22 protein-coding genes and 1 riboswitch are annotated in these 22,240 nt (G+C 27.1%); of the genes, 2 read left to right on the top strand and 20 right to left on the bottom strand.

Going from position 1 to position 22,240, the window contains the following annotated elements; genetic code table 11:
• Positions 1 to 18: 18 nt before the first annotated feature.
• From Q0Y03_RS06625 to Q0Y03_RS06565, 13 genes are all read right to left on the bottom strand, one after another.
• Positions 19 to 1,035, bottom strand: a complete 1,017-nt coding sequence (locus Q0Y03_RS06625; protein WP_297713064.1) for a molybdopterin-binding protein — start codon at positions 1,033 to 1,035, stop codon at positions 19 to 21.
• 16 nt (positions 1,036 to 1,051) lie between these two features.
• Complete coding sequence (locus Q0Y03_RS06620) at positions 1,052 to 1,543, bottom strand: MogA/MoaB family molybdenum cofactor biosynthesis protein (RefSeq protein WP_297713063.1); 492 nt, start codon at positions 1,541 to 1,543, stop codon at positions 1,052 to 1,054.
• Positions 1,543 to 2,118, bottom strand: a complete 576-nt coding sequence (locus Q0Y03_RS06615; protein ID WP_297713062.1) for a molybdenum cofactor guanylyltransferase — start codon at positions 2,116 to 2,118, stop codon at positions 1,543 to 1,545. Before Q0Y03_RS06615 ends, Q0Y03_RS06620 begins: the two co-directional genes overlap by 1 nt.
• Positions 2,119 to 2,131: 13 nt before the next feature.
• Positions 2,132 to 3,337 (bottom strand): gephyrin-like molybdotransferase Glp, encoded by a 1,206-nt coding sequence (glp, locus tag Q0Y03_RS06610; protein WP_297713061.1) that lies wholly within the window; start codon positions 3,335 to 3,337, stop codon positions 2,132 to 2,134.
• Between the two features lie 124 nt (positions 3,338 to 3,461).
• Positions 3,462 to 3,596: riboswitch (molybdenum cofactor riboswitch) on the bottom strand.
• The gene (gene mobB / locus Q0Y03_RS06605) at positions 3,591 to 4,100 is read right to left on the bottom strand and encodes a molybdopterin-guanine dinucleotide biosynthesis protein B (protein ID WP_297713060.1); all 510 of its coding nucleotides are present in this window, start codon (positions 4,098 to 4,100) and stop codon (positions 3,591 to 3,593) included. It overlaps the preceding riboswitch by 6 nt.
• A 217-nt stretch (positions 4,101 to 4,317) precedes the next feature.
• Positions 4,318 to 5,268: an FAD-dependent oxidoreductase gene (locus Q0Y03_RS06600; RefSeq protein WP_297713059.1), complete on the bottom strand. Its 951-nt coding sequence runs from the start codon at positions 5,266 to 5,268 to the stop codon at positions 4,318 to 4,320.
• Positions 5,268 to 5,675 carry a 4Fe-4S dicluster domain-containing protein gene (locus Q0Y03_RS06595; protein ID WP_297713058.1) on the bottom strand — a complete coding sequence of 136 codons (408 nt, stop codon included), beginning with the start codon at positions 5,673 to 5,675 and terminating at the stop codon, positions 5,268 to 5,270. Before Q0Y03_RS06595 ends, Q0Y03_RS06600 begins: the two co-directional genes overlap by 1 nt.
• Positions 5,676 to 5,688: 13 nt before the next feature.
• Entirely contained in the window at positions 5,689 to 7,776 is a 2,088-nt protein-coding gene (locus Q0Y03_RS06590; protein ID WP_297713057.1) for a nitrate reductase, read from the bottom strand.
• Between the two features lie 216 nt (positions 7,777 to 7,992).
• The gene (locus Q0Y03_RS06585; protein WP_297713056.1) at positions 7,993 to 8,859 is read right to left on the bottom strand and encodes an SDR family oxidoreductase; all 867 of its coding nucleotides are present in this window, start codon (positions 8,857 to 8,859) and stop codon (positions 7,993 to 7,995) included.
• A gap of 135 nt (positions 8,860 to 8,994) precedes the next feature.
• The gene (locus tag Q0Y03_RS06580) at positions 8,995 to 9,177 is read right to left on the bottom strand and encodes a (2Fe-2S)-binding protein (RefSeq protein WP_297713055.1); all 183 of its coding nucleotides are present in this window, start codon (positions 9,175 to 9,177) and stop codon (positions 8,995 to 8,997) included.
• A 112-nt stretch (positions 9,178 to 9,289) separates the two neighbouring features.
• The gene (gene nudC / locus Q0Y03_RS06575; RefSeq protein WP_297713054.1) at positions 9,290 to 10,117 is read right to left on the bottom strand and encodes an NAD(+) diphosphatase; all 828 of its coding nucleotides are present in this window, start codon (positions 10,115 to 10,117) and stop codon (positions 9,290 to 9,292) included.
• Positions 10,118 to 10,131: 14 nt separating this feature from the next.
• The gene (locus tag Q0Y03_RS06570; protein ID WP_297713053.1) at positions 10,132 to 12,075 is read right to left on the bottom strand and encodes a TetM/TetW/TetO/TetS family tetracycline resistance ribosomal protection protein; all 1,944 of its coding nucleotides are present in this window, start codon (positions 12,073 to 12,075) and stop codon (positions 10,132 to 10,134) included.
• Between the two features lie 146 nt (positions 12,076 to 12,221).
• Complete coding sequence (locus Q0Y03_RS06565; RefSeq protein WP_297713052.1) at positions 12,222 to 12,788, bottom strand: zinc dependent phospholipase C family protein; 567 nt, start codon at positions 12,786 to 12,788, stop codon at positions 12,222 to 12,224.
• Positions 12,789 to 13,048: 260 nt separating this feature from the next.
• Here Q0Y03_RS06565 and uvsE point away from each other — a divergent pair, with 260 nt between their 5' ends.
• Positions 13,049 to 14,011 (top strand): UV DNA damage repair endonuclease UvsE, encoded by a 963-nt coding sequence (uvsE, locus tag Q0Y03_RS06560; protein ID WP_297713051.1) that lies wholly within the window; start codon positions 13,049 to 13,051, stop codon positions 14,009 to 14,011.
• A gap of 284 nt (positions 14,012 to 14,295) precedes the next feature.
• Entirely contained in the window at positions 14,296 to 15,186 is an 891-nt protein-coding gene (locus Q0Y03_RS06555) for an SDR family oxidoreductase (RefSeq protein WP_297713050.1), read from the top strand.
• Positions 15,187 to 15,265: 79 nt separating this feature from the next.
• Here the strand turns inward: Q0Y03_RS06555 and Q0Y03_RS06550 are convergent, their stop codons facing one another.
• The 7 genes from Q0Y03_RS06550 to Q0Y03_RS06520 all read right to left on the bottom strand — a co-directional run bounded on the left by Q0Y03_RS06550 (position 15,266) and on the right by Q0Y03_RS06520 (position 22,035).
• Entirely contained in the window at positions 15,266 to 16,693 is a 1,428-nt protein-coding gene (locus Q0Y03_RS06550) for a HAMP domain-containing sensor histidine kinase (protein ID WP_297713049.1), read from the bottom strand.
• Positions 16,694 to 16,697: 4 nt separating this feature from the next.
• Positions 16,698 to 17,378 (bottom strand): response regulator transcription factor, encoded by a 681-nt coding sequence (locus Q0Y03_RS06545; RefSeq protein WP_297713048.1) that lies wholly within the window; start codon positions 17,376 to 17,378, stop codon positions 16,698 to 16,700.
• Positions 17,379 to 17,395: 17 nt separating this feature from the next.
• Positions 17,396 to 18,616 (bottom strand): hypothetical protein, encoded by a 1,221-nt coding sequence (locus tag Q0Y03_RS06540; RefSeq protein ID WP_297713047.1) that lies wholly within the window; start codon positions 18,614 to 18,616, stop codon positions 17,396 to 17,398.
• Between the two features lie 84 nt (positions 18,617 to 18,700).
• Positions 18,701 to 19,831, bottom strand: coding sequence for a hypothetical protein (locus Q0Y03_RS06535; RefSeq protein WP_297713046.1), 1,131 nt, complete (start codon positions 19,829 to 19,831; stop codon positions 18,701 to 18,703).
• Between the two features lie 128 nt (positions 19,832 to 19,959).
• Positions 19,960 to 21,351 (bottom strand): PH domain-containing protein, encoded by a 1,392-nt coding sequence (locus tag Q0Y03_RS06530; RefSeq protein WP_297713045.1) that lies wholly within the window; start codon positions 21,349 to 21,351, stop codon positions 19,960 to 19,962.
• Between the two features lie 2 nt (positions 21,352 to 21,353).
• The gene (locus Q0Y03_RS06525; protein WP_297713044.1) at positions 21,354 to 21,752 is read right to left on the bottom strand and encodes a GntR family transcriptional regulator; all 399 of its coding nucleotides are present in this window, start codon (positions 21,750 to 21,752) and stop codon (positions 21,354 to 21,356) included.
• A gap of 136 nt (positions 21,753 to 21,888) precedes the next feature.
• Positions 21,889 to 22,035, bottom strand: coding sequence for a hypothetical protein (locus Q0Y03_RS06520; RefSeq protein WP_297713043.1), 147 nt, complete (start codon positions 22,033 to 22,035; stop codon positions 21,889 to 21,891).
• Positions 22,036 to 22,240: the final 205 nt, after the last annotated feature.

Genomic DNA, 22,240 nt, shown 5'->3' with positions numbered 1-22,240 from the left:
TCATCCTGCTTTCTAAAATTATTTACCAAATGAACAATGTGGAAAAGTACATACATTGCAATCTAAACATAATCCACCATGTCCATATTCAGCTATATCATCTGCTGATAATCTTTCATCACTTAATACTCTTGGCAATACTAAATCCAAAACTGTTCTCTTTGAATACATTGCACAACTTGGAACCCCTAATATTGGAGTATTTCCATGATAAGCTAGTAAGAACATAGCACCTGGAAGCACTGGTGATCCATAAGTTACAAGTTCTCCACCACATTCTTTTATGGCTGTTGGAGTTACATCATCTGGGTCTACTGACATTCCCCCTGTACATATAACCATATCTACACCTTCTGATAGCCCTTTTTGAATTTCCTCAATTATTCTTTCTTTTTCATCTGGTAATATCACTTGTCTTACAACTTCACTACCATAATACCCTAACTTTTGCTTTATAACTGGTAAAAATGCATCTTTAATTCTACCCTTATAAACTTCATTCCCTGTAGTTATTAAAAGACATTTCTTAGGCTTTATTTCCGCTACACTTATTATTTTTTCTTGAATTAAATTCTCAGCAGTTATAATTTTTTCTTCATCTATAATTAATGGAATAACTCTTGTAGCTCCAATTTTTTCACCTTTTTTTATAGGAGTATTATTATGTAATGTAGATACTATAATTTCTCCAAGTGAATTTAGTTTAAATAAATTAGCCTTATCTATTTTTAAAACTCCATCTATATCAGCGAAAAAATCAACCTTTCCCTCTTTAATTTCATCTGAAAGTTTGATTCCATCTCCAACAACTAAATTTGAAATTCTTGTTGCCGCATCATTTTCATGAAGTTGCCCCTCAACAGGTTCCCAAACATATACATGTTCTTTTCCTATTGATAATAGCTTTTCAATATCTTCCGCTTTAATTATATGACCTTTTTTAAACAATCTCCCCTTAAACTCTCCTGGAATTATTTGAGTTACATCATGAGACAGTATACTTCCTACAGCATCTTCAACCTTTATCATTTTCATTGCTCATACCTCCTTTTTACTTTCTAGCACATTCCTTTGAAGTTCCTAATAATATATCAATTCCATGCTTAATATCATCTAATACATAATCTAAAGCCTCTTTACAAGCTTTAGGACTTCCTGGTAAATTAACTATTAAAGTATCCTTTCTTATGCCTGATACAGCTCTTGAAAGCATAGCTCTTTTAGTAATTTGCATACTATACATTCTTATTGCTTCACATATTCCTGGTGCTTCTCTCTCAATTACATCTTTTGTAGCTTCTGGAGTAATATCTCTTTTAGAAAACCCTGTTCCCCCAGTACTTAATACTAAATTAACTTTAACTTCATCACACATTACTTTAAACTCATTAGCAAGCATCTCTCTGTCATCAGGTAATATAATTTGTTTTACTACAGTAAATCCTGCATCTTCAACTAATTTTTTTACTAATTCCCCACTTTTATCTTCTCTTTCACCAGCATATCCTTTATCACTACTTGTAATTATTCCAACTGTATACATTACAATTCCTCCAATTCTCTATATTCCTTTTCAGTATTTATATTAGAAAAATCCTTCTCTATAAATTTACTTCTATCATCACCTTCAATTACTTTTAAATCAAATGATTTTATTAATAATTGAAGCTTATTATTATTTTCTTTTATTGCTTCCTCAAGTTTAGGAATTATATTTTTAGAATATATACCGCATAATGGCTGCAACCTTTCATTAACTCTCGGTACTAATACATCATATTCTCTATCATAATTTCCTATAATATTTAATGTATCTTTAGTAATTAACGGCATGTCACAAGCAATACATAAAACTTTATCTGTAGTTGAATTAATAAGGGCTGAATGTATTCCACTCAATGGACCATTACCCTTATATATATCTTCAACTATTCTCAAATTAAACCCTTTATATTCTTCCAAATTATTTGAAATTATTATTATTTCTTTATAGTCTTTACCAGCTTCAATTATATGCTCTATAAATTTCTTCTCTTTATAATTCAATAATGCTTTATTATTATAATTCATTCTACTACTTTTTCCACCAGCTAAAATAGCTAAAGTTTTATTTATCATAATTGCCTTCTCCTTAAAACTTTATGATATCTACTATTTCTCCTGCCTTAAGCCCATCATTTTCACCTTGAACTTCTATCATACAATTTGAATTTAAATTAGAGCTTAGTATTCCATTTCCACTCTTAATCTGTGTTATATATACCATTTGTTTTCCTTCTTCAATAATAGCTCTTGCTCTAATAAATCTTCTTTGTGGACTTTTTTTACTAAAATTATCGCATAATATTGCCTTTTCTCTTTTCACTTCCAATTTATAATATCCACACATTTTTTCTAATGATGTTTTTACAAAAAGCTCAAATGCAGTTAATGCAGCTGTTGGATTTCCTGATAAGCTAACAACTAATGCATTATTTATTTTACTACAAAGTACAGCTGATCCAGGTTTAATTTTAACCTTCCAAAACAGTTTTTCACCATTAATATTATCAATTGATTTATTTAATAAATCCTTTTCTCCAACAGAAACTCCTCCTGTTGTTATTATTAAATCCATATCATTGGAAAACTTCTTTATATACTCTTCTATATTACTCTCACTATCTTTTACATGAGTTGTATATTTAATGTCGTATCCTAGCTCCTTAATTCTAGAAATTATACTATATTTATTACTATTAAATATTTTTCCTGACGTAAGAGTATCATTTATATCTATTACCTCATCTCCAGTACTTATTAAAGCAATTTTAGGTAACTTATAAACTTTAATTTTTTCTATACCTGCACTAGCAATAATTCCTATATCAGCATAATCTAATTTTTTTCCTTTTTTAACTAATAACGAGCCTTTTTTTATATCTTCTCCTGTAAAACAAATATTTTCATTTTCTTTAACACTCTTGTTTAAAATAATGTAATTATCATCACTTAAAGTAACATCTTCTTGTTTTATTACAGCATTGGCTCCACTTGGTATTGGTGCTCCTGTCATTATTCTTACTGATGTTTTTGAAGTAACTATACTCTCACATAAACTACCTGCAAAAACTTTATCTATTACTTTAACCTTATCTTTTAATTTACTATCATCAGCTATTACCGCATATCCATCCATAGCTGATTTATCAAAAGGCGGATTATCAATTGTAGAATAAATATCTGTTGCTAAAACTCTTTTTATTCCATCAATTAAATTAACTTCTTCAACATCTAAATGTTCTACATTATCATTTAATATATTTATTGCTTCTTCTAACGATATAAATGACTTCATTTATTCACCCCTTAACTAAAAAATAGACTTATTACTTCATATTTTAGGTATGAGTAATAAGCCTATTTTAAATATAAAAACCTAAAAATTAGGTCTTAAATTAACTAGTAAATAATTAAATATATTTAAATCAACTTATTTTCCTTCCCAAAACGTGGAGATAATATCTTTTCAAATATCACCCTTGAATTATATAAATTCCGGCTTAAGCTCCATAGAATACTCCTTAGGATACTTAGCTCTAGAAAATATTTTATTGATAATTTTCAAAATCAAACTCTCTTTCTTTTTCAATTAAATCTGCAAGTTTTTTATAATTTTCTTTATCTACTATAATTATATCATTAATATCTAAATTAGTATCACTTGCAATTGCAATTAACTTATTCTTAGGAGTTATTATTTTTTCACTTACTCCTTCTCTAAATACTTCTATTTTTCTTAAATTACTTTTTTTATATCCCTCTATTAAAATAATATCTTTATCTTGCACCATTTTAATAATATCATTAAGTTCAGTTTCTTCCTCTAATTCTTTTATCATTGCAAACCTATTTTTAGAAGAAATTATTACTGTTTCTGAACCTGCTTCTCTATGTTTATATGTATCTTTTCCCTTTTTATCTATATCAAATCCATGAACATCATGCTTTATAGTTGCTATACTATAACCTCTAAGTTTTAGTTCTTTTATTAATCCTTCAAGTAAATAAGTTTTTCCAACATTAGAACTTGATCCAACTATATTAACTACTTTGGACATTAATTTCATCCCTTATATTATATTTTTAGTTTGCATTATATATACTTTTATTAGTTTTGTAAATAGTTTCTTTTAACATAACTAGTTAGCGAAGAAGAGATTATTTAAAATAACTCTTTAAATTACCCTTCTTCCTCTAACTTTTTTTAGTTTATTTTAAAGGAAACTCGACTCCTTTCAGTCGCTGAGTAAGATTCTAAATCGAAGATTTAGAATCTTACTTATAGCTAAACTCAAAATTCTTTTTTATATTAAAGAAATCTGCATAATCTATATCAAATAAACTCTTTGTTACTTTAGAAACATCAATATTTTCCTTTATAAGTTGAGTTAAAACTCCAGCATAAGATAAGTCACCTTGAATTATAGCTCCATAAATTTTTCCATCTTTATGAATTATCTTCTTATAGTTATCTCCTTCAACTTGAGTTTCAACTATATAAGTTTCATCAGCTGGTTCTACCATACCAAGAGACATTGTAGCTACTCCTACAAAGTTCATTGTATTTTTGCTTCCAAGATTATTATTTTCATCTAAAAGTAATTTTTCAGCCTTAACATCAAGTTTTAAAGAAACACCTTCTTCAGTAAATTTATTTTCATAAACATCTGATGCATGTTTATCTAATTGTAATGGAAGTATTTTATTACTCATTTCAACTAAAGATATATTTAATCCTTGTCCAAGTAGTCCACTAACTGCATCTATTCCAACAAGCCCAGCTCCTAAAACTACTACATTTTTAACTTTCTTAGCTTGCTCTTTTATTAATACAGCATCATATAAATTTCTTAATCCAACTACATTATTACCTTCCCTAAGACCTGGAACTGGTGGTATAAATGCAGATGCACCGCTACAGACTAATAATTTATCGTAACTTAAAGTTTCACCATTTGATAATTCTAAAGTTTGTTCTTTATCATTAACGCCTTTAACTTCTAAACCTTTCATCCAAGTTATCTTATTCTCTTCAAAAAAATTCTTGCTTGTAAAGTTTAATGCATCAACATCTCTATGATTTGAAATATAATGATGAAGTATACATCTTGAATATACATTTTCATCCTTTGATACTAATACTATTTCAGCATCTTTATCTAATTCTCTTAAAGTTTTAGCTCCACTAATACCTGCTGCAGAGGCTCCTATAACTACATATCTCATTATTCTGTTACCTCCTCTAAAGTAATTGCTCCCATTGGACATTTAGCTACACATTGTGCAGTTCCATGCTCTTTACAAGCATCACATTTCATTATTTCCTTATGCATTCTGCTATCAGCTTTTAAAACACCATAAGGACATGCCATTATACACATATAACAGCTAGCGCAATGCTCTTTGTTATATGTAACTAATCCTGTTTCTTTATCTTTGCTCATTGCACCTGTCATACAAGTATAAACACATTCTGGTCTATCACAGTGTCTACAGAAAATAGGTGCATACTTTCCAGAACTATCTATTGTTATTCTACTTCTTGTATCTTCGGAGTTATGAGCTACAATACATGCTGTTGTACAAGTTAAACAGCCTACACATTTATCTCTATCTATTTTAATTCTTTTCATCTTTAGTCACCCTTTACTTTTTAATGATATTTACTGCAACTGTTTTAAATGATGGCTCCTTTGAGTATGGATCATAAACTGAAGGAGTAAGTGCATTTGTTTCAATATAATGAATTGGCGCATATAAATGATTTTTCTTAACCTGATTAGATATTTTTATAGTGAAATCCTTAGTTACTCCATTTTGAGATGCTATACTAACTCTTTCATTATGAACTATATTTAATTCTGCTGCTAATTCTGGATTCATAAATGCATAAGATTCCTTTGAATAAATTTTTTCTGATTCAGGAATTTCTCTTGATCTAACTCCTGTATGCCATTGACCAACTGTTCCTCTTCCAGAATTAAATATGTAAGGGAATTCTTCACTTGTTTGTGTTGGATTTTCAGCTATATCTTCAAAATGGAATTTAGCCTTCTTTGATGGAGTATAATAGTTTCCATCTTCATATAATCTTCTTTCATCTTCAACTAAAGTTTCTCCAGCTCTAAATGGCCATTGAACTCCCCTTGAACCTTCCATGTTTGGTCCTTCTAACATTTCATAAGTTACACCTGTAATGTCACAAGGCATTCCTTTAGAACATTTCTTTAATAATTCAAATGTAGATCTTGGAGTTTCCCATCCATTTAATAACTCTCCCATTCCAAGCTCTTTACCTATGTTATAGAATATTTCGAAATCTGATAATTCCCCTTCTTCTTTAGCAATTACAGGATTAACCTTTGATAATCTTCTTTCAGTATTAATTAATACCCCTTCTTTTTTAAGTGCTGGTACTGAAGGTAAGTATAAATCACAAAGTTTAGCACTATCAGTATCTTCATATATATCTTGAACAACAAAGAAATCTAAGTTCTTAACGCATTTTTCGAATTCTTCATTATTTGCCCATGAATGTCTAGGGTTTGTACAAATTACCCATAATCCTTTAATTTCACCTGCAATAGCTTTTTCAATTATAGCATTGTAAGGAATTGTTGGCTTTGTAGCAAGTGCACTTTCATCTACACCTAGAGCTTCCGCTACAGCTTTTCTACGTACTGGATTATCAAAATCTCCACCACCAAATAATCCTGCTGTATTACTAAACGCTCTTGATCCCATAGCATTACATTGTCCTGTTAATGAGTTTGCTCCTGTACCTGGTCTTCCAATATTTCCTGTTATTAATGCTAAGTTAATTATAGATTGAGCAGTTCTAACAGCTTGGTAACCTTGGTTAACTCCCATTGTCCACCAGAATGAAACTCTTTCTCCTGCATGAATTATTTCTGCAAGTTCTACCACTCTTTCTGCACTTATTCCAGTTTCATCTTCAACTTTATCTAAAGTAAATTTAGCAACATGATTCTTAAAGTCTTCATATCCTTCTGTATGATTTTCTATGTAATTAACATCAATATATCCCTTTTCTATTAATACATTAGCTAAAGTATACATTAATATTAAGTCAGCCTTTGGTTTAATATCTATCCAAATATCTGAATTCATAGCTGTTTCTGATTTTCTTGGATCTATTGTTATTATTTTTGCTTCTTTATTTTCTCTAATACGTCCCCAAAATACTGGATGAGCTATAACCGGATTTGCTCCAATTAAAATTATTGTATCTGAAAGTTCTGCATCATTTAATGTATATGGTGGTGCATCAAATCCAAAACTTTGTTTATGTGCAACTACTGATGTAGCCATACATAATCTTGTGTTACCATCACCATTAATCCCCATATAGTTTCTACCTACATGTCCAAGTAAAGCCATATCTTCTGTTGGCATTTGCCCTGTACTAATGAAAGCAACACTTTCTTTACCGTACTTTTCTTGAATGCTTGTCATTTTTTTAGCAAATGTTTTAAAAGCCTCATCCCATGCAACCTCTTTCATTTCTCCATTTTCATCTCTTAAAAGAGGTCTTTTTCTTGCTTCAATTTTAGTTTGTTGCTTATCTAAACTTAATCCTTTTATACAACAAAATCCTTTGTTTACAGGATAGTCAACAGTTGGCGAAACTTTAGCTATTTTACCATTTTCTACGTAAAAATCTATATTACATGCTAAAGCACATAAGTTACAAGTTGATTGAATCTTCTTCATACTACTTTCATCTCCAATTCAAAATTTTAATAAACTCTATATTCAGTATTATTTCAGATTAATTGTATCACTAAAAGTTTTAGCTAACTGTGATTATAATCACAATTTAAGAGTTTATTGTCATTATTTTAACAATATTTTTTAATTAGACTTTTTTATTTAACAAAAATTAAGCTATTAAGTTATTTAGTCAATAACTTAATAGCTTATAAAAATTTAACTATTTACTATTTCTCCTCCATTTATATGAATAGTTTGACCAGTAATATATGATGCTGCTTCTGAAGCTAAAAATACATATGCTCCTGCACATTCAACTGGCTGTCCTGCTCTTGCCATAGGTGTATTTGCCCCAAACTGTGGAATTTCTGTAGCTTGAAAACTTGATGGAATTAAAGGTGTCCATATTGGTCCAGGTGCAACTGCATTAACTCTTATTCCACTTTTCTTTTTAGCTAAGGATGTTGATAATGATCTTGTTAATGATACTATTGCACCTTTAGTCATAGAATAATCTATTAATTTTTCATTACCTGCATATGCAGTAACTGATGCAGTATTTATTATACAACCTCCTGATTTCATATATTTTAATGCAGCTCTAGTCATATAGAAAGTTCCATAAATATTAGTTTTCATTGTTTTATCAAACTGCATATCTGTGATTTCCTTAAAATCTTTACACTCATACTGAACTGCAGCATTATTTACTAAAATATCTATTTTCCCATATTCCTTAATTACTGATTCTATAGCCTCAGTACAAAACTTACCATCTGCTATATCCCCTTGAATAAGTCTACACTTTCTTCCTACTGATTCAATAAGCTTTTGAGTATCTTCTGCATCTTTTAACTCATCATAATATATAATAACAATATCTGCTCCTTGGTAAGCATAGGCCACAGATACAGCTCTTCCGATACCACTATCTCCGCCTGTTATTATTGCAACCTTATCTTTTAACAAATCACCTTTTTTAATATACTTTTCATCATAATAAATAGGTGTTGGATTCATTACATTCTCAAATCCTGGATGTTTATCTTGATGTTGTGCTGGAAAACTAGTTGGAAAATTCATATTATCACTCCTAACAATTTATTTAATATAAATTATTATTAGTAATTTTTCATTTTATAATACTTATTAATTAAAAAACTCCCCATAGCAATATATAAATTTACCATAGTGAGTTTTGACTATTAAATATTTAAACTATCTCTTCTTTAATAATTCATCAACAACAGCTTTAGCTTTTGATAAACATGTTCCGCAACCCTTTCCACAATTAGTTACATCTTGAACCTCTTGAAAAGTGTCTGCTCCATTTTCTATTGCTCTTTCTATATCATCTACTGATACATTGAAACAATAACATATCTTTTTATTCTTATCCATATGCTTTACCTCCATATCTTTAAAAAGCTAAAAACATTAGCTTATTTATATATTTTACAATTTATTGAGTCATTATACTAAAACATATTGACAGAATCTCTACTAGTTATCTTTATTTTAAAATTAAATCTATAATCTTTCTTGCAATAGTATTTTCGTCCGGTAATATTGGTAAATTATCTTTGCTGTACCAATCTGCATGAATAATTTCTTCACCATCAACCTTTATATCTCCACTTTCGTATTCAGCTGTAAATCCAATCATAATAGAATTAGGATATGGCCATGGTTGACTTGAAAAATATTTAATATTTTTTACCTTTATGTTTACCTCTTCTAATACTTCACGTTTTACGCATTCTTCTAAAGTCTCATTTACATCTACAAACCCAGCTACATTACTATGTAGCCCTTCTGGAAAGTTTTTATTATTTGCTAGTAAAATCTTATCACCTTTAGTTATTCCTACTATAATTGCTGGACAAACTTGTGGATAACTCATATATCCACATTTACTACACTTCATTGCAAATTCATATCCAACAAATTCATTTTCTCCACCACATACTCCACAGAACTTATTAGTTTTGTGGAAATGAATAATTTGAGCTGCTCTTCCACAAACTGGTGCAACATCCTTATCGATAATAGACATTCCTTGCCTTAATGCAATAAATTTTAATTCTCCTGATACCTTGACACATGAATTTATTTCCCCACAAAAACAATGTATTTCACTAAGTTTACCTAAATGATACATTATCTCAAGACCATCAATTAAATTTTTAATATCCTTAAAGGTTGGAATAAATACTTTTCCCATATCTTCTTTAATTAAAATCATTTTATCTTTAAATAAAAAATATAAATCCTCATCTCTATTTCCCTCTGGAAATTTAGGATCTGCTATAAAATTCATATAATTCTCGTTATTAATCATATACTTATACTCCTCTACTCTTCTATAATTTCACAATGCATATACTTCTCTACTTCATCCCAAGGAACAATAAAACCTTGCCCTTTAGAACAAAATACTGAATTTGAAGAATATTCTATATCTGCATTCTTATTATAAGCTATTTTTTCAAGAACTTCTTCTGTATTATGACATATATCATATCCATCAAATATCAAATTTATATTTCCCCTCCCCTTAGTAAATGCAATAAGTTCCATACTGTAATTCATCAAAGTTGCTACTGGTCCTCCTCCTGTTATTTTAACTTTATTTAACCTTATTTCTGGTGGATTAAAAGTACCATAAAGCCTTTGAATATCTGATAAAACTCTTCCCATATAGTCTAACTCTACATCTATTGAAAATTTATAAAATGGCTCTAACAATATATTATCTGCCTTTTCTAAACCTTGTCTTAATGCTCTAAAAGTTGCTTCTCTAAAATCGCCACCTTCAGTATGCTTATTATGTGCTCTCCCAGTTAAAAGAGTAACTTTAATATCAGTAACTTCTGAACCTGTTAATATTCCATTATGTTTTTTTTCAAATAAATGAGTTCTTATCAGATTTTGATTTCCTGTAGTTAAATTATCAGCATGACATTTGTTTTCGAAAACAATTCCAGAACCTCTAGGAAGACTTTCTAACTTCAAATGTACTTCAGCATAATGTTTTAATGGTTCAAAATGTCCATATCCATTAACTGTATTATTTATAGTTTCTTTATATATTATTTCACATGGTCCAAAGTCTACATTAAGATTAAATCTTTCTAATATAACTTCTTTTAATACTTCTAATTGTATCTTTCCCATAATATGAACATGTATTTCCTGAAGAATTTCATTCCAAATAACATTTAAGGCAGGATCTTCAGCCTCTAATATTTTAAAATACCTTAATATTTCTTTTACATTACATAATTTATCAAAAATTACGCTAGACATTAAGGTTGGAATCATATTAAATTTTAATTTTTCCTTTAATAATCCAACTCCATCTCCTACACTTAAACTTGTAAGACCTGTTACTGCAAAAACATCACCAGCCACAACTTTATCTACTGTAGAAAATTTATTTCCATTATAAATTCTTATACTGCTTATTTTTTCCCTTAAAGTTCCATTATTTATTTCATCTCTAACCTTTAGTATCCCACTTAAAGCTTTAATAAATGTAATTCTTGTTCCATTATCCTCATGTCGTATTTTATATACAATTCCTGAAAATTCCTCATCTTCATTATAATTAGTAAATGTCAACTCTTCTAAAGAACTTAAAAACTCTGAAATTCCCTCATCTTGAAGAGCAGATTCTGCAAAACATGGAAATATACTTTCTTCTTTAATTAAACTTCCTAATTTATTAATCCATAATTCATTATTATATTCTCCATTAAAATACTTTTCTAATAAATCTTCATCTCTCTCAGCTATAAATTCTATTAAGTCTTCTTTAATCTCTGTAATACTATCTATATAACAAATATTTTTAGTTAAATTTACTTTTATTTCATTAATTACATTCCCTAAATCTGCTCCTGTTCTATCTATTTTATTAATAAAGAAAAATGTAGGAACATTATATTTTCTAAGTAATCTCCATACTGTTTCTGTATGAGATTGTACACCCTCTACTGCACTTATCACTATAATTGCATAATCCATAATCCCTATAGCTCTTTCCATTTCACAAGAAAAATCTATATGTCCTGGTGTATCTATTAAATAATATTTTGATTTTCCTATTTCAAATACCCCTTGATCTGAGAATACTGTAATGCCTCTTTCCCTTTCTATATCATGACTATCTAAAAATGAATTTTTATGATCTACTCTTCCTCTGCTTCTAATAGCATTAGTATGATAAAGAATTTGTTCAGAAAAAGTTGTTTTTCCTGCATCTACATGAGCTAATACCCCTATTGTTTTTTTCATATAATCACCTTTTTCTATAAACAATAAATAAATTTATATTTAAATTATATCATGACTATCCGTAATTACCATTTAAGTTTTCATTACAATAAAAAACACAGCAATAGTAATTTATATATTACTATTACTGTGTAACTCTTTCTTAATTAAATATACGACTCAAATGCTTTAACAAAATATTTTTTTGTTAAATATAAAAGTTGACAAGTTGTCTTTATTGTATAAAATATATCATTTATACAATCTTCCTCTAAACTTAAATATTCTTGCCTATTTCTCTTTAATTCTTCTAGATAATCTACAGAGTCATCTATATTATCTAGAATATTTTCAAAAATATCATTATTATTTCTTAAAGTCTTTCTTAACATTAAATGCAAAGTAACTTCATATGCAAAATGATTTTTCATATCCTTACCATAATATTCGTCTAAATGATACTTACAAAAACAATCTGCAATATAATGTGCTATTTTTCCTATAATAAATGATACTTCATTAATATCTAAATCATTACTTTCAATGTAATCTTTATATTCTAGCATTTTATCTTTAGAAACACTATATGTGTGTTTTATCTTATTTCTTCTCTTGTGTAAATCTGGCTCTACACACCCAGCTAAAAATCTTTTTTTATTTAAACTTAAATTATATTTTTCATTGCACAACTTATAACAATATAAGCCTATTGCTAAATGAGTGTTTACTAGCATAAGATTTCTCCCCTCGTCAGAATTTTAAAATAATCTATAATCCCGACAATATTATTATACAATAATATTGTGAATTTTGATTGTTTTTTTCTTAAATTTCTTTTGGATCCTCTGTAATATTCTACTTATTTTAACTACTATTATCTGCTACAGCAAATATTACATTTAAATATTTATGATTTAAATTAAAACATATGACTAATTTATTATGCACATAATAAATTAGTACTATTAATTATCAGTATGATTGGAGGAAAATTATGAGAGTAAGACTTGGCTATGTAGCTATTTCTAAAAAACTAGGTAAAAAAGTTACTTCTTCTAGTACTGTAACTTTTTCAAATTATAATAAAATTGCTCTTCCTGATAAAAAATTAGAAAAACTAAAATTTGTAGCGGCTTCTAACTTAAGGGATTTAGAAACTATAATTAGATATAATATAGAAAATGACATCCATTTTTATAGAATCACTTCTGCTTTAATTCCACTAGTTACTCATCCTGAAGTTGGGTATTGGGGCCATAGAGAGTTTTTAAGAAAGGATTTTGAATATGTTGGTAAATTAATAAACAATTCTAAAATGAGAGTGGATACTCACCCTGATGAGTTTAATGTAATTAACAGTATTAATCCTAAAGTTGTTGAAAATACTAAAATAAATCTATTAAGGCAGGCTGAATGGTTTGAAGATTTTAAATATGATTTAGGAAAAATGGTAATACATGTTGGTGGTGCTACCAATGGTAAAAAAGCTGGTTTAGAAAGATTCATTACTAACTTCAATACTTTTCCAATTGAGGTAAAATCAAAAATTATTATTGAAAATGATGATAAAACATATACAGCACAAGAGACTCTAAATTTATGTAATGAATTAAATCTACCTATGGTTTTAGATGTCCATCATCATAATTGTAACAATAATGGTGAAAACATTTATGAATTAATTCCTAAAATATTTTTAACATGGAAAAATGAAAAACTTCCTCCTAAACTCCATTTTTCCTCTCCTAGAAATGGTGAAAAAGATAGAAAACATTCTGATTTTATTAATCCAAAAGATTTTGTATATTTCTTAGAAAACATTAAACCTTTTAATACTGATATAGATATAATGCTTGAATGTAAAGAAAAGGATTTAGCATTATTTAAACTTACAACCGATATAAAAGAATTAAAACCTGAATATAAATGGGTCGATAAAAGTACTTTTATTGTATAAAAGTTAAAAAAAATGTACATAATACAATATAGTGTAAAACATAATGTAATATATTTTACACCATATTACAACTTTAGTTATTTCGACAAATAGCATTAAAAGAACAGTAGCATACTATCATTAGTTGTTACTGTTTTTTATTAATAAAAAATCTATTTAATTATTTCTATAAATAATAAGATTTTACTATATAGTAATAATATCTGATCTCTACCTTCTACATCTTTCACATATAAAATACTAAATTCATATTTTATAATTGTATAAATTTCATAGGAGATTTTATGAATAATATAAATTATGATTGTATAGACTATGATAAACTTCCCAAGAAATTTCCACCCCAACATCAAGATATTCAACCTGGAATTGAAGCTAAAATGAATCCCAAACCAATATTTGATAACCCTTGCTATAAAGGTAGTGAAAAACTAAAAGGTAAAGTTGCTCTAATAACAGGCGGCGATAGTGGAATTGGTAGAGCTATTGCAATAGCCTTTGCCAAAGAAGGAGCTAACGTTGCTATTTCTTACTTATATGAAGAAATAGATGCTAAAGCTACTAAAAGTTGTGTAGAAGACTATGGGAGCAAATGTATATTATACATGGGTGATATTTCCTCTAAATCTTTTTGTAAAAGCTTAGTTGATTGTGTTGTTAAAGACTTTGGAAAGATAGATATATTAATAAATAATGCTGGCGTTCAATTTCCTCAAGAAAGTATAGAAGATATTTCTCAAGATCAACTTGAATTAACCTATAAGGTAAATATATTTCCAATGTTCTATTTAACTCAAGCTGCCTTATGCTATATGAAACAAGGTAGTACAATAGTTAATACAGCTTCTGTTACAGCCTATCAAGGACATGTAAAGCTTATTGATTATTCATCTACTAAGGGAGCAGTGGTTACTTTTACAAGATCACTTTCACAATCCCTAGTCACAAAAGGAATAAGAGTTAATGCTGTAGCGCCTGGTCCAATTTGGACTCCTCTTATAGTTTCAAGCTTTTCAGATGAAGATATTAAAAAATTTGGCTCTGATGTTCCTATGAAGCGAGCTGGACACCCCTTTGAATTAGCACCTTCTTATGTATACTTAGCATCAGAGGATTCTAGCTATGTTACTGGTCAAGTAATTCATGTAAATGGTGGAACAATAGTAGATAGTTAAATCAAAAACGTATTGTATAATATTTACAATACGTTTTTACTTTAACATTCTTATATAAAAACCTTAATATTTCTAATAATTAACCTTTATTTAAGTCAAATTTTAAAATAAAAGTTATTTTCCCTTTGTTTATTTCATAAGATAACTTTCCATAATTCTCATACGCAAGTTCCTTACATAAATACAATCCTAATCCTGAACTGCTTACTTCCTTAGAAATGTCTTTATAGCTATTATATTTTATAAATGGTTCCAATAGCTTATCCTTTATATCATTTGGAAAATCACTACATTTATTTATTGTTGAAAAAACTATATTTCCCTCTTCCTTATATAAATTAATATCTATCATTTTCCCAGCATTATATTTTACTGCATTATCAATTAAATTAATTATTATTAACTCTATATCTTCTAAAACTGAATATATAGTTACATCTTGTAGTCTTTTATTTATTATATAGCCATTACTTTCTATTCTTACTTGAAAATCTTCTATTATTTCTTCGATTAATTCTGTAAGTGAAAATTCACATCTATTTTTAGGTGAATTAATCTTTCCTCTTGATATATCAAGTATCTTTTCTACTAAAGTTTTCATCTTCTCACTTTCCATTATTATTCTCTCACTAGCTCTATTTATAAATTCTTCATCTAATTCTTTTAGTTTATTTTCTTTGAATATTTGTGCATAAAGTGATATTGCTGTAACTGGGGTTTTTAACTCATGTGTTGCATTATTAAAAAACTCCCTTGAAACTTTTTGTAGTTCTTCAACCTTTTCTTTTTCCTCAATTATTACTTCCACCTGATCTCTTATTTTATTTTTCATTAAATTATAGCTTTTTGAAAGCTCACCAATTTCATCATTGCTATTAATAACAATATCCTTTGAATTTATACTTTTTGATAAACCCTTCATTGATTGATTTAATTCATTTATTGGTTTAGTAACTTTCCTTATTATAATTGATATAACAGTAATTATTGATAAAACCACAATAACTTGTCCCACAACTACTATTGTTATAACATTTAGATTTTTATTATATTTTTCAATATAATCTTTTTGTATAATTAAATTACAATAAAAATCATTATCTAAATAAATAGGATAATTATATGTTACACAGTAAATATTATTTAATTTTTTAAACCTTATAATAGATTTAAGGTTTTTGCTTTCATTTACTATATTATTTATTTCCTCTTCACTTATTGCTACACTAATATATTCATTTGTTTCGCCTTTATCATTTATCATAGAAACATATGAATTAGTTAATCCCTTAATACTATTTAAACTTTTCCACTTACTTTCTCCAATAAGTTCATTTTGATTAATAGTCTTTATAGAAAATTTCTTTATATTTATTATTTCATTTATAATATCAGCTCTTAATGTATTTTCTAAAAATAATGCAATAAATATAGTAAATATTATATTTATTATTAATACTGAAATTATTGTTCCAAATAATAATTTACTCCTTAGTGTTTTAAACAATAAATCACCTCATAACATATCCTATACCATAAACTGTTTCAATTATAGAATTATCTTTATCTTCCTTTAATCTATCTCTTAATCTTTTTATATGAACATCAACAGTTCTAGTATCACCTTCATAGTCATATCCCCAAACCTTTTGTAATAAATCTTCCCTTGAATAAATAATACCTCTATTTTCATATAAAAAGTTTAACAAATCAAATTCCAATTTTCTCATAGGAACAAGATTTCCATCCTTAAATACACACCTATCTTTAGAAGAAATTTTTATACCACTAATTTCTTTTTTATCTTGTTGTATAGTTTCATTTAAACTCTTGTTATTTCTCCTAAATATAACCTTAATTCTCACTAATACTTCCTTCATTTCAAAAGGTTTAACAATATAATCATCAGCTCCTAATTCTAATCCTACTATTTTATCAAATATTTCTCCCCTAGCTGTTAACATTATTACATAAGTATTTTTAGATATTTCTTTACATATATCAAATCCATCTATATCAGGTAACATTAAATCTAACAATACTAAATCTGGTTTAAAAGTTTCTACTAATTCTAATGCTTCTTTTCCATTAAATGCACTCCTAAGCTCATACCCCTCTTTTCTTAAAGCAAAGGTTAATCCATCATTAATGGAATACTCATCTTCCACTACTAATATCTTCTTTTTATCCATAGGTTTCTCTCCATATATTATTTTAAATCTATAAATGAATACTCAAATCTAGCCTGAGCATATCTTGTATCAGCTATTCTTTTAGTAATAAATATCCTATTTCCTTCTTCATTAATTACTCCCATCGCATCTATATATACTCCATCACCCTTATCAAACTTATGTTTAAATTCAATTTCATTATTATCCTGTATCTGAGCTAAATAAGCATCATTATTATATGATAAAGTTAATAAATTATTTTTTCCAAAAACATTTGTAACCCACATATCATCATCTAATAACTCAACTTCTCCAGTTAAGGTATTATAAACAGCACACCTTAAAACCTCTTTGTAACTATTTATTGTATTCATATCTACACTTTCATCTATCAACTGAAATATAATTTTATCTTTTGAAACTTCATTCATATTAAAAATAAAATATAATTCATATCCTTGGAGATTCAATTCACGATATTCTTCAAATAAAATTTTATTATTTTTTATATTAATCTTTTTAACTTTATGATCAATAGTTATAGCCATAAGTGATTCTAAATTTTTATCATAATATATATTAAAAACTGCACTTTTTAATCCTTCTTCATCTTCACTTTTATTATGAGTAATGCTAACTTCTCCTGTTTCCCTATCAATTATATATATAATTTGCTCTGATACATTTCTCTTTACATACCCACCTCTGTTTTTTAATACTTCAACATCTATATAGATATATTTATTGTCTTCTATTCCACTTGTATTCAAAATCACATATTCATCAGAATCTATTCTTATATCATTAATTAAATCATTTAACCCTTCAACTTTTACAGTTATATCATTTAAATTATCTCTATAGTAATACTCTTTCTCTCTTTCACTTGTATCTGTCTCATCATACTTCTTAGTAATTCCAATATAAGATAACTTATTATTATCTTTTATTTCTGTTGTAAAAAATTTATCATTATTGCTAACATTATATTTTCCATATTTATCTATATAATATTCCGTTACAGTCTGTTCACCATTTTCAATAGTATCTTCTAAATCAGCACCATAAATATTATCACCCTCAAAAAAAGATGGATAAACCCATTCCTTTGTAATTTCAACTGGAGTTTCTACCACTTCAAAATTCTTTAACTCCTCAATATCTTTTATATTTTCTTCTAATACAACACTTTCTTTACAACCTATAAGACTTAAAGATAAAGCTGTTACTAATATCATATTTATTGTTTTTTTCATAAAATAAAACCTCCACATATTATTTAATTATATAATACATGGAAGTTTTTACATAGTATTGTTTAATTGTTACAAACTTCTTAACTATTTTTCTAGCGCCTTTTCTAATTCATAATAATTACTCTTAATTATGTTAAATACAACCTCCGTAAATCCTTCTTCATTTACTAATGTAGGAAAATCACTTATTGTTGTATTTATAATATTCTTTATCTTTTCTAAATTAATCTGTGGCATTTTATAATTATACTCTTGTAATATAGGAATATATGTATTTCTTATAAATGCTGTTGAGTACCATGTTTTTTCTAAAGCTCTGTCATTTAATACTCCTGATAGCCCTAAATTATTGTCAAAATTAGGTGCTAATCCTAATATCTCTCCATCTCTTCTTAAAAGTCCAAAGTTAAATGTATGCCTATCTATGTTATAACATAATGCATCAACAAAAGTAATATCTAAAAAATCATTTATAAATCCTAATTCATTTATTATATTAACACAATCATCAATTTCCCAATAATCCCTAACAAAACTATACATAGGTTCAAAGTCAACCTCCGCATTATCGGTGAAATCTCTACATTTAACTAAACGTCCTTCATCTATAGCTTCATATTTTACAGCATTAAACCCTAATTCTATTGCTATATTAGAAATTAATACTTCTGCAAAATTTTCTTTATATGATCCTTTTTTTATCATATACCATTCATCATTAAAAACCTTCCAGCATTTTTCGAAACTCCCTATGTTAGTTAACTCTGGCGTTATATCTGTTGCTTTAAAGTTTACATCATTATCATTACCATAAAGTGCAATTGAATTTAATCCATCTGATAAGCTTTTTCTTACTTCTCCATAAGATATATTTTCATTTTCCCACTTTAGCCAATATGAATCAGTAATGCTTACAGCTCTTGCCTTAATAACAATCTCTTTTGGAACTTCTGTTTTAACACTTAATCGTCTTCTAACTTGCCTTGAATTTGTTCTACGTGTATCTATAACTCTTGTTCGTAACCATACTTCAAAAGAACCTGGTGATTCATTTAGCATAATTATAGGTAATAAATCTTTTTTAAAAACTTTTACTAACTCTGTTTTTCTAATCTCTGCAACAACTTCATCCTTATACATTAAAAAACCATTAAAATCATATTCATCTTCTCTTGAATATTTATTAACTATATTAATTAAATCAGAGCCTCTCACTTCATATCCTCCTCTATAATTTCTCTAAAACTATAAATATATCTATCTTAATATTCTATTTTAAATCTCATTATCCTTAATTATACCATAAGGCAATGATACTTTTAATATCATTGCCTTACATAAAATTATTTTATTAACGCTTTTTCTAATTCCTCATAATACCTTAATGTTTCATTATTACTTTTATCATTGAAAAAAATATAACTATTATCCTTCAACTTAATACTAATGCAATTTTTATTTTCAAAATAAACATATAATTTACACTTTCCATAATCATCAATACTAAAGTTCCCTAAATTATATGTTGATGCACCTACTCCATTTGTTCTAAATCCAGAAGGCAGTTTATCTAACATTCTTATTTCTTCAATATCATCAATTTTAAGTTCTATTCCATACATTGGTGCATTTATCTTCAAAATATTATTATCTATATTTAAAGTAAATTTAGTATGATCAAATCTTATCATCATCGCTGTAACTCCTACAATAATTATTCCAGCGAATATTAAAGTACCATAATAAATTCTTCGCCCCTTTTTACTTCCTAAATTATAAGTAATTCCATAACCTGTCCTATCTTCAACTGTTACAGCTCTATCATTAGGATTATTATATACTCCTTTACTCCAAAACTCATCATTATCAGTATAAATAGGATTCTTACATGTATTTAATATTCTAGCTTGTTCTTCTTTTATTTTATTGTTTATATAAAATACACCTATAAAAATAATTGTTGCAGGTATTACTATTGATAAAACAAATAAAACTATATTATTATTGTTATTTAAAATAAGTAAAAACATAAATAACATACCAATACTTTGAATTGTAGCTGCAATTACAGTTCCTAATGTCCATGTTCTTTTAAATATAGTATTATAGGCTATATTAGCTTTTGAGTCTTCACTTATTACCTCTGTTTTTCCTTTAGAATATATTTTGTGCATAATAAAGAAAATTATATTTCCTATTAATGCATTAACTGATATAACTCCAAAACTTATTTCATATTCTTTTATATTGTTAAAAACTAAGATAATTGGAATAAATGAAATTATAAAACTTGGAATAAACCATAAATTCGATACAGGCATTTTATCTTTTAATCTTGTAACTTCTGTATCTATTGTGACTAATCTTTTACTTGGTAATAACCAATCATTTTCTCTTTTAATATCCATTAACTTTTTATTATATTTAATAAATAATTTCCTAGTATAAAAATATAATCCAAATAACCATAAAAATAAATATATTATTTGATTTGAATTGAATTTAAAGAAGAAAGATGGAATAAATAAAATAGCTGAAATAATAAAAGCAATTATATTATCCCTCTTAAAACTTTTTACTATATCTAATACTCTTTTATTTTTTAGCTCTAGGAAAGGAATTGTTACTCCAATAATAATATTCTTATTACCTTTAACAATATATCTACAATTAAAATACATTGATAGTATAACAACTAATGCTGCACTTCCCCAAATAATATTAAAAACCCCCATTTTTATCCCTCATTCCATGCTACTTTCAAGCCATTCATATTTTTATAAATATCTTCACACATTTTTATAAATTCTTTATATTCAATTCCTTTTATCCCAGATTCAGCAATTATAAGTTCTAGTTCACTTTCTAGTTTTTCTTTAAATTCCTTACTAGTATCTAATGCTGGGTTAATTTTAGCTCCATGTCTTCTATCTATTTCAATATACCCTTCATTTTTTAGTATTGTATAAGCCTTATTAACAGTCATATTATTAACGCCTATATCCTCTGCCATTTGTCTAACTGTTGGAAGCCCTTCTCCTTTTTTCAATTCTCCTCTCCCAATTCCCATTACAATTTCATTTCTAAGTTGTACATAAATAGCAATATTACTAGTCATATCTAAATTAATAATCATTTGTTTCTCCCCCTTTGCATACTTTGTATTATATATTATAATACAAAGTATACAAACAAACAATATTGCTATTTAAAATTTATAAATGAAAAAGCAATATCAATTAATTTTATAAACCAATTGATATTGCTTAATATTATTTCTTTAAAACTAGTCCCTTGCTTCTTATACAAGTACATTCTCTTGCTTCTTCAGTATGTAAACATTGATATTTTATCTTTTTTGGTGCCTCTATTTCTACTTGTTGTTTATCTTTTAAATCTTGTAAATTTTTTTTATCCATTTATATACTCCTTAAATATATTATAATTTTACCTTTTACTTATATATTTTATATTATATAATAATTATGTGAATCAAGATTTAAATAATTTTAAAATTCTGAAAATAGATATTATTTATTATTTATAACTAAATATATAATTTAAAATTATAAACAAAAAGTATTACTAAATACTAACATAAAAGCTGAAAGTTTACCCCAAATG

The sequence above is a fragment of the Clostridium sp. genome, from assembly GCF_026168755.1.
Lineage (GTDB): Bacteria > Bacillota > Clostridia > Clostridiales > Clostridiaceae > Clostridium.
This window is presented reverse-complemented; position numbering and strand designations above follow the sequence as displayed.

Coding starts and splice junctions, on each gene's coding strand:
- Q0Y03_RS06595 (WP_297713058.1), bottom strand. CDS start 5,675: ATGAAAAGAATTAAAATAGATAGAGATAAATGTGTAGGCTGTTTAACT.
- Q0Y03_RS06620 (WP_297713063.1), bottom strand. CDS start 1,543: ATGTATACAGTTGGAATAATTACAAGTAGTGATAAAGGATATGCTGGT.
- Q0Y03_RS06525 (WP_297713044.1), bottom strand. CDS start 21,752: ATGATTATTAATTTAGATATGACTAGTAATATTGCTATTTATGTACAA.
- Q0Y03_RS06600 (WP_297713059.1), bottom strand. CDS start 5,268: ATGAGATATGTAGTTATAGGAGCCTCTGCAGCAGGTATTAGTGGAGCT.
- Q0Y03_RS06540 (WP_297713047.1), bottom strand. CDS start 18,616: ATGAAAAAAACAATAAATATGATATTAGTAACAGCTTTATCTTTAAGT.
- Q0Y03_RS06580 (WP_297713055.1), bottom strand. CDS start 9,177: ATGGATAAGAATAAAAAGATATGTTATTGTTTCAATGTATCAGTAGAT.
- Q0Y03_RS06530 (WP_297713045.1), bottom strand. CDS start 21,351: ATGGGGGTTTTTAATATTATTTGGGGAAGTGCAGCATTAGTTGTTATA.
- nudC (WP_297713054.1), bottom strand. CDS start 10,117: ATGATTAATAACGAGAATTATATGAATTTTATAGCAGATCCTAAATTT.
- Q0Y03_RS06520 (WP_297713043.1), bottom strand. CDS start 22,035: ATGGATAAAAAAAATTTACAAGATTTAAAAGATAAACAACAAGTAGAA.
- Q0Y03_RS06585 (WP_297713056.1), bottom strand. CDS start 8,859: ATGAATTTTCCAACTAGTTTTCCAGCACAACATCAAGATAAACATCCA.
- glp (WP_297713061.1), bottom strand. CDS start 3,337: ATGAAGTCATTTATATCGTTAGAAGAAGCAATAAATATATTAAATGAT.
- Q0Y03_RS06555 (WP_297713050.1), top strand. CDS start 14,296: ATGAATAATATAAATTATGATTGTATAGACTATGATAAACTTCCCAAG.
- Q0Y03_RS06590 (WP_297713057.1), bottom strand. CDS start 7,776: ATGAAGAAGATTCAATCAACTTGTAACTTATGTGCTTTAGCATGTAAT.
- Q0Y03_RS06615 (WP_297713062.1), bottom strand. CDS start 2,118: ATGATAAATAAAACTTTAGCTATTTTAGCTGGTGGAAAAAGTAGTAGA.
- Q0Y03_RS06565 (WP_297713052.1), bottom strand. CDS start 12,788: ATGCTAGTAAACACTCATTTAGCAATAGGCTTATATTGTTATAAGTTG.
- uvsE (WP_297713051.1), top strand. CDS start 13,049: ATGAGAGTAAGACTTGGCTATGTAGCTATTTCTAAAAAACTAGGTAAA.
- Q0Y03_RS06625 (WP_297713064.1), bottom strand. CDS start 1,035: ATGAAAATGATAAAGGTTGAAGATGCTGTAGGAAGTATACTGTCTCAT.
- Q0Y03_RS06545 (WP_297713048.1), bottom strand. CDS start 17,378: ATGGATAAAAAGAAGATATTAGTAGTGGAAGATGAGTATTCCATTAAT.
- Q0Y03_RS06570 (WP_297713053.1), bottom strand. CDS start 12,075: ATGAAAAAAACAATAGGGGTATTAGCTCATGTAGATGCAGGAAAAACA.
- mobB (WP_297713060.1), bottom strand. CDS start 4,100: ATGTCCAAAGTAGTTAATATAGTTGGATCAAGTTCTAATGTTGGAAAA.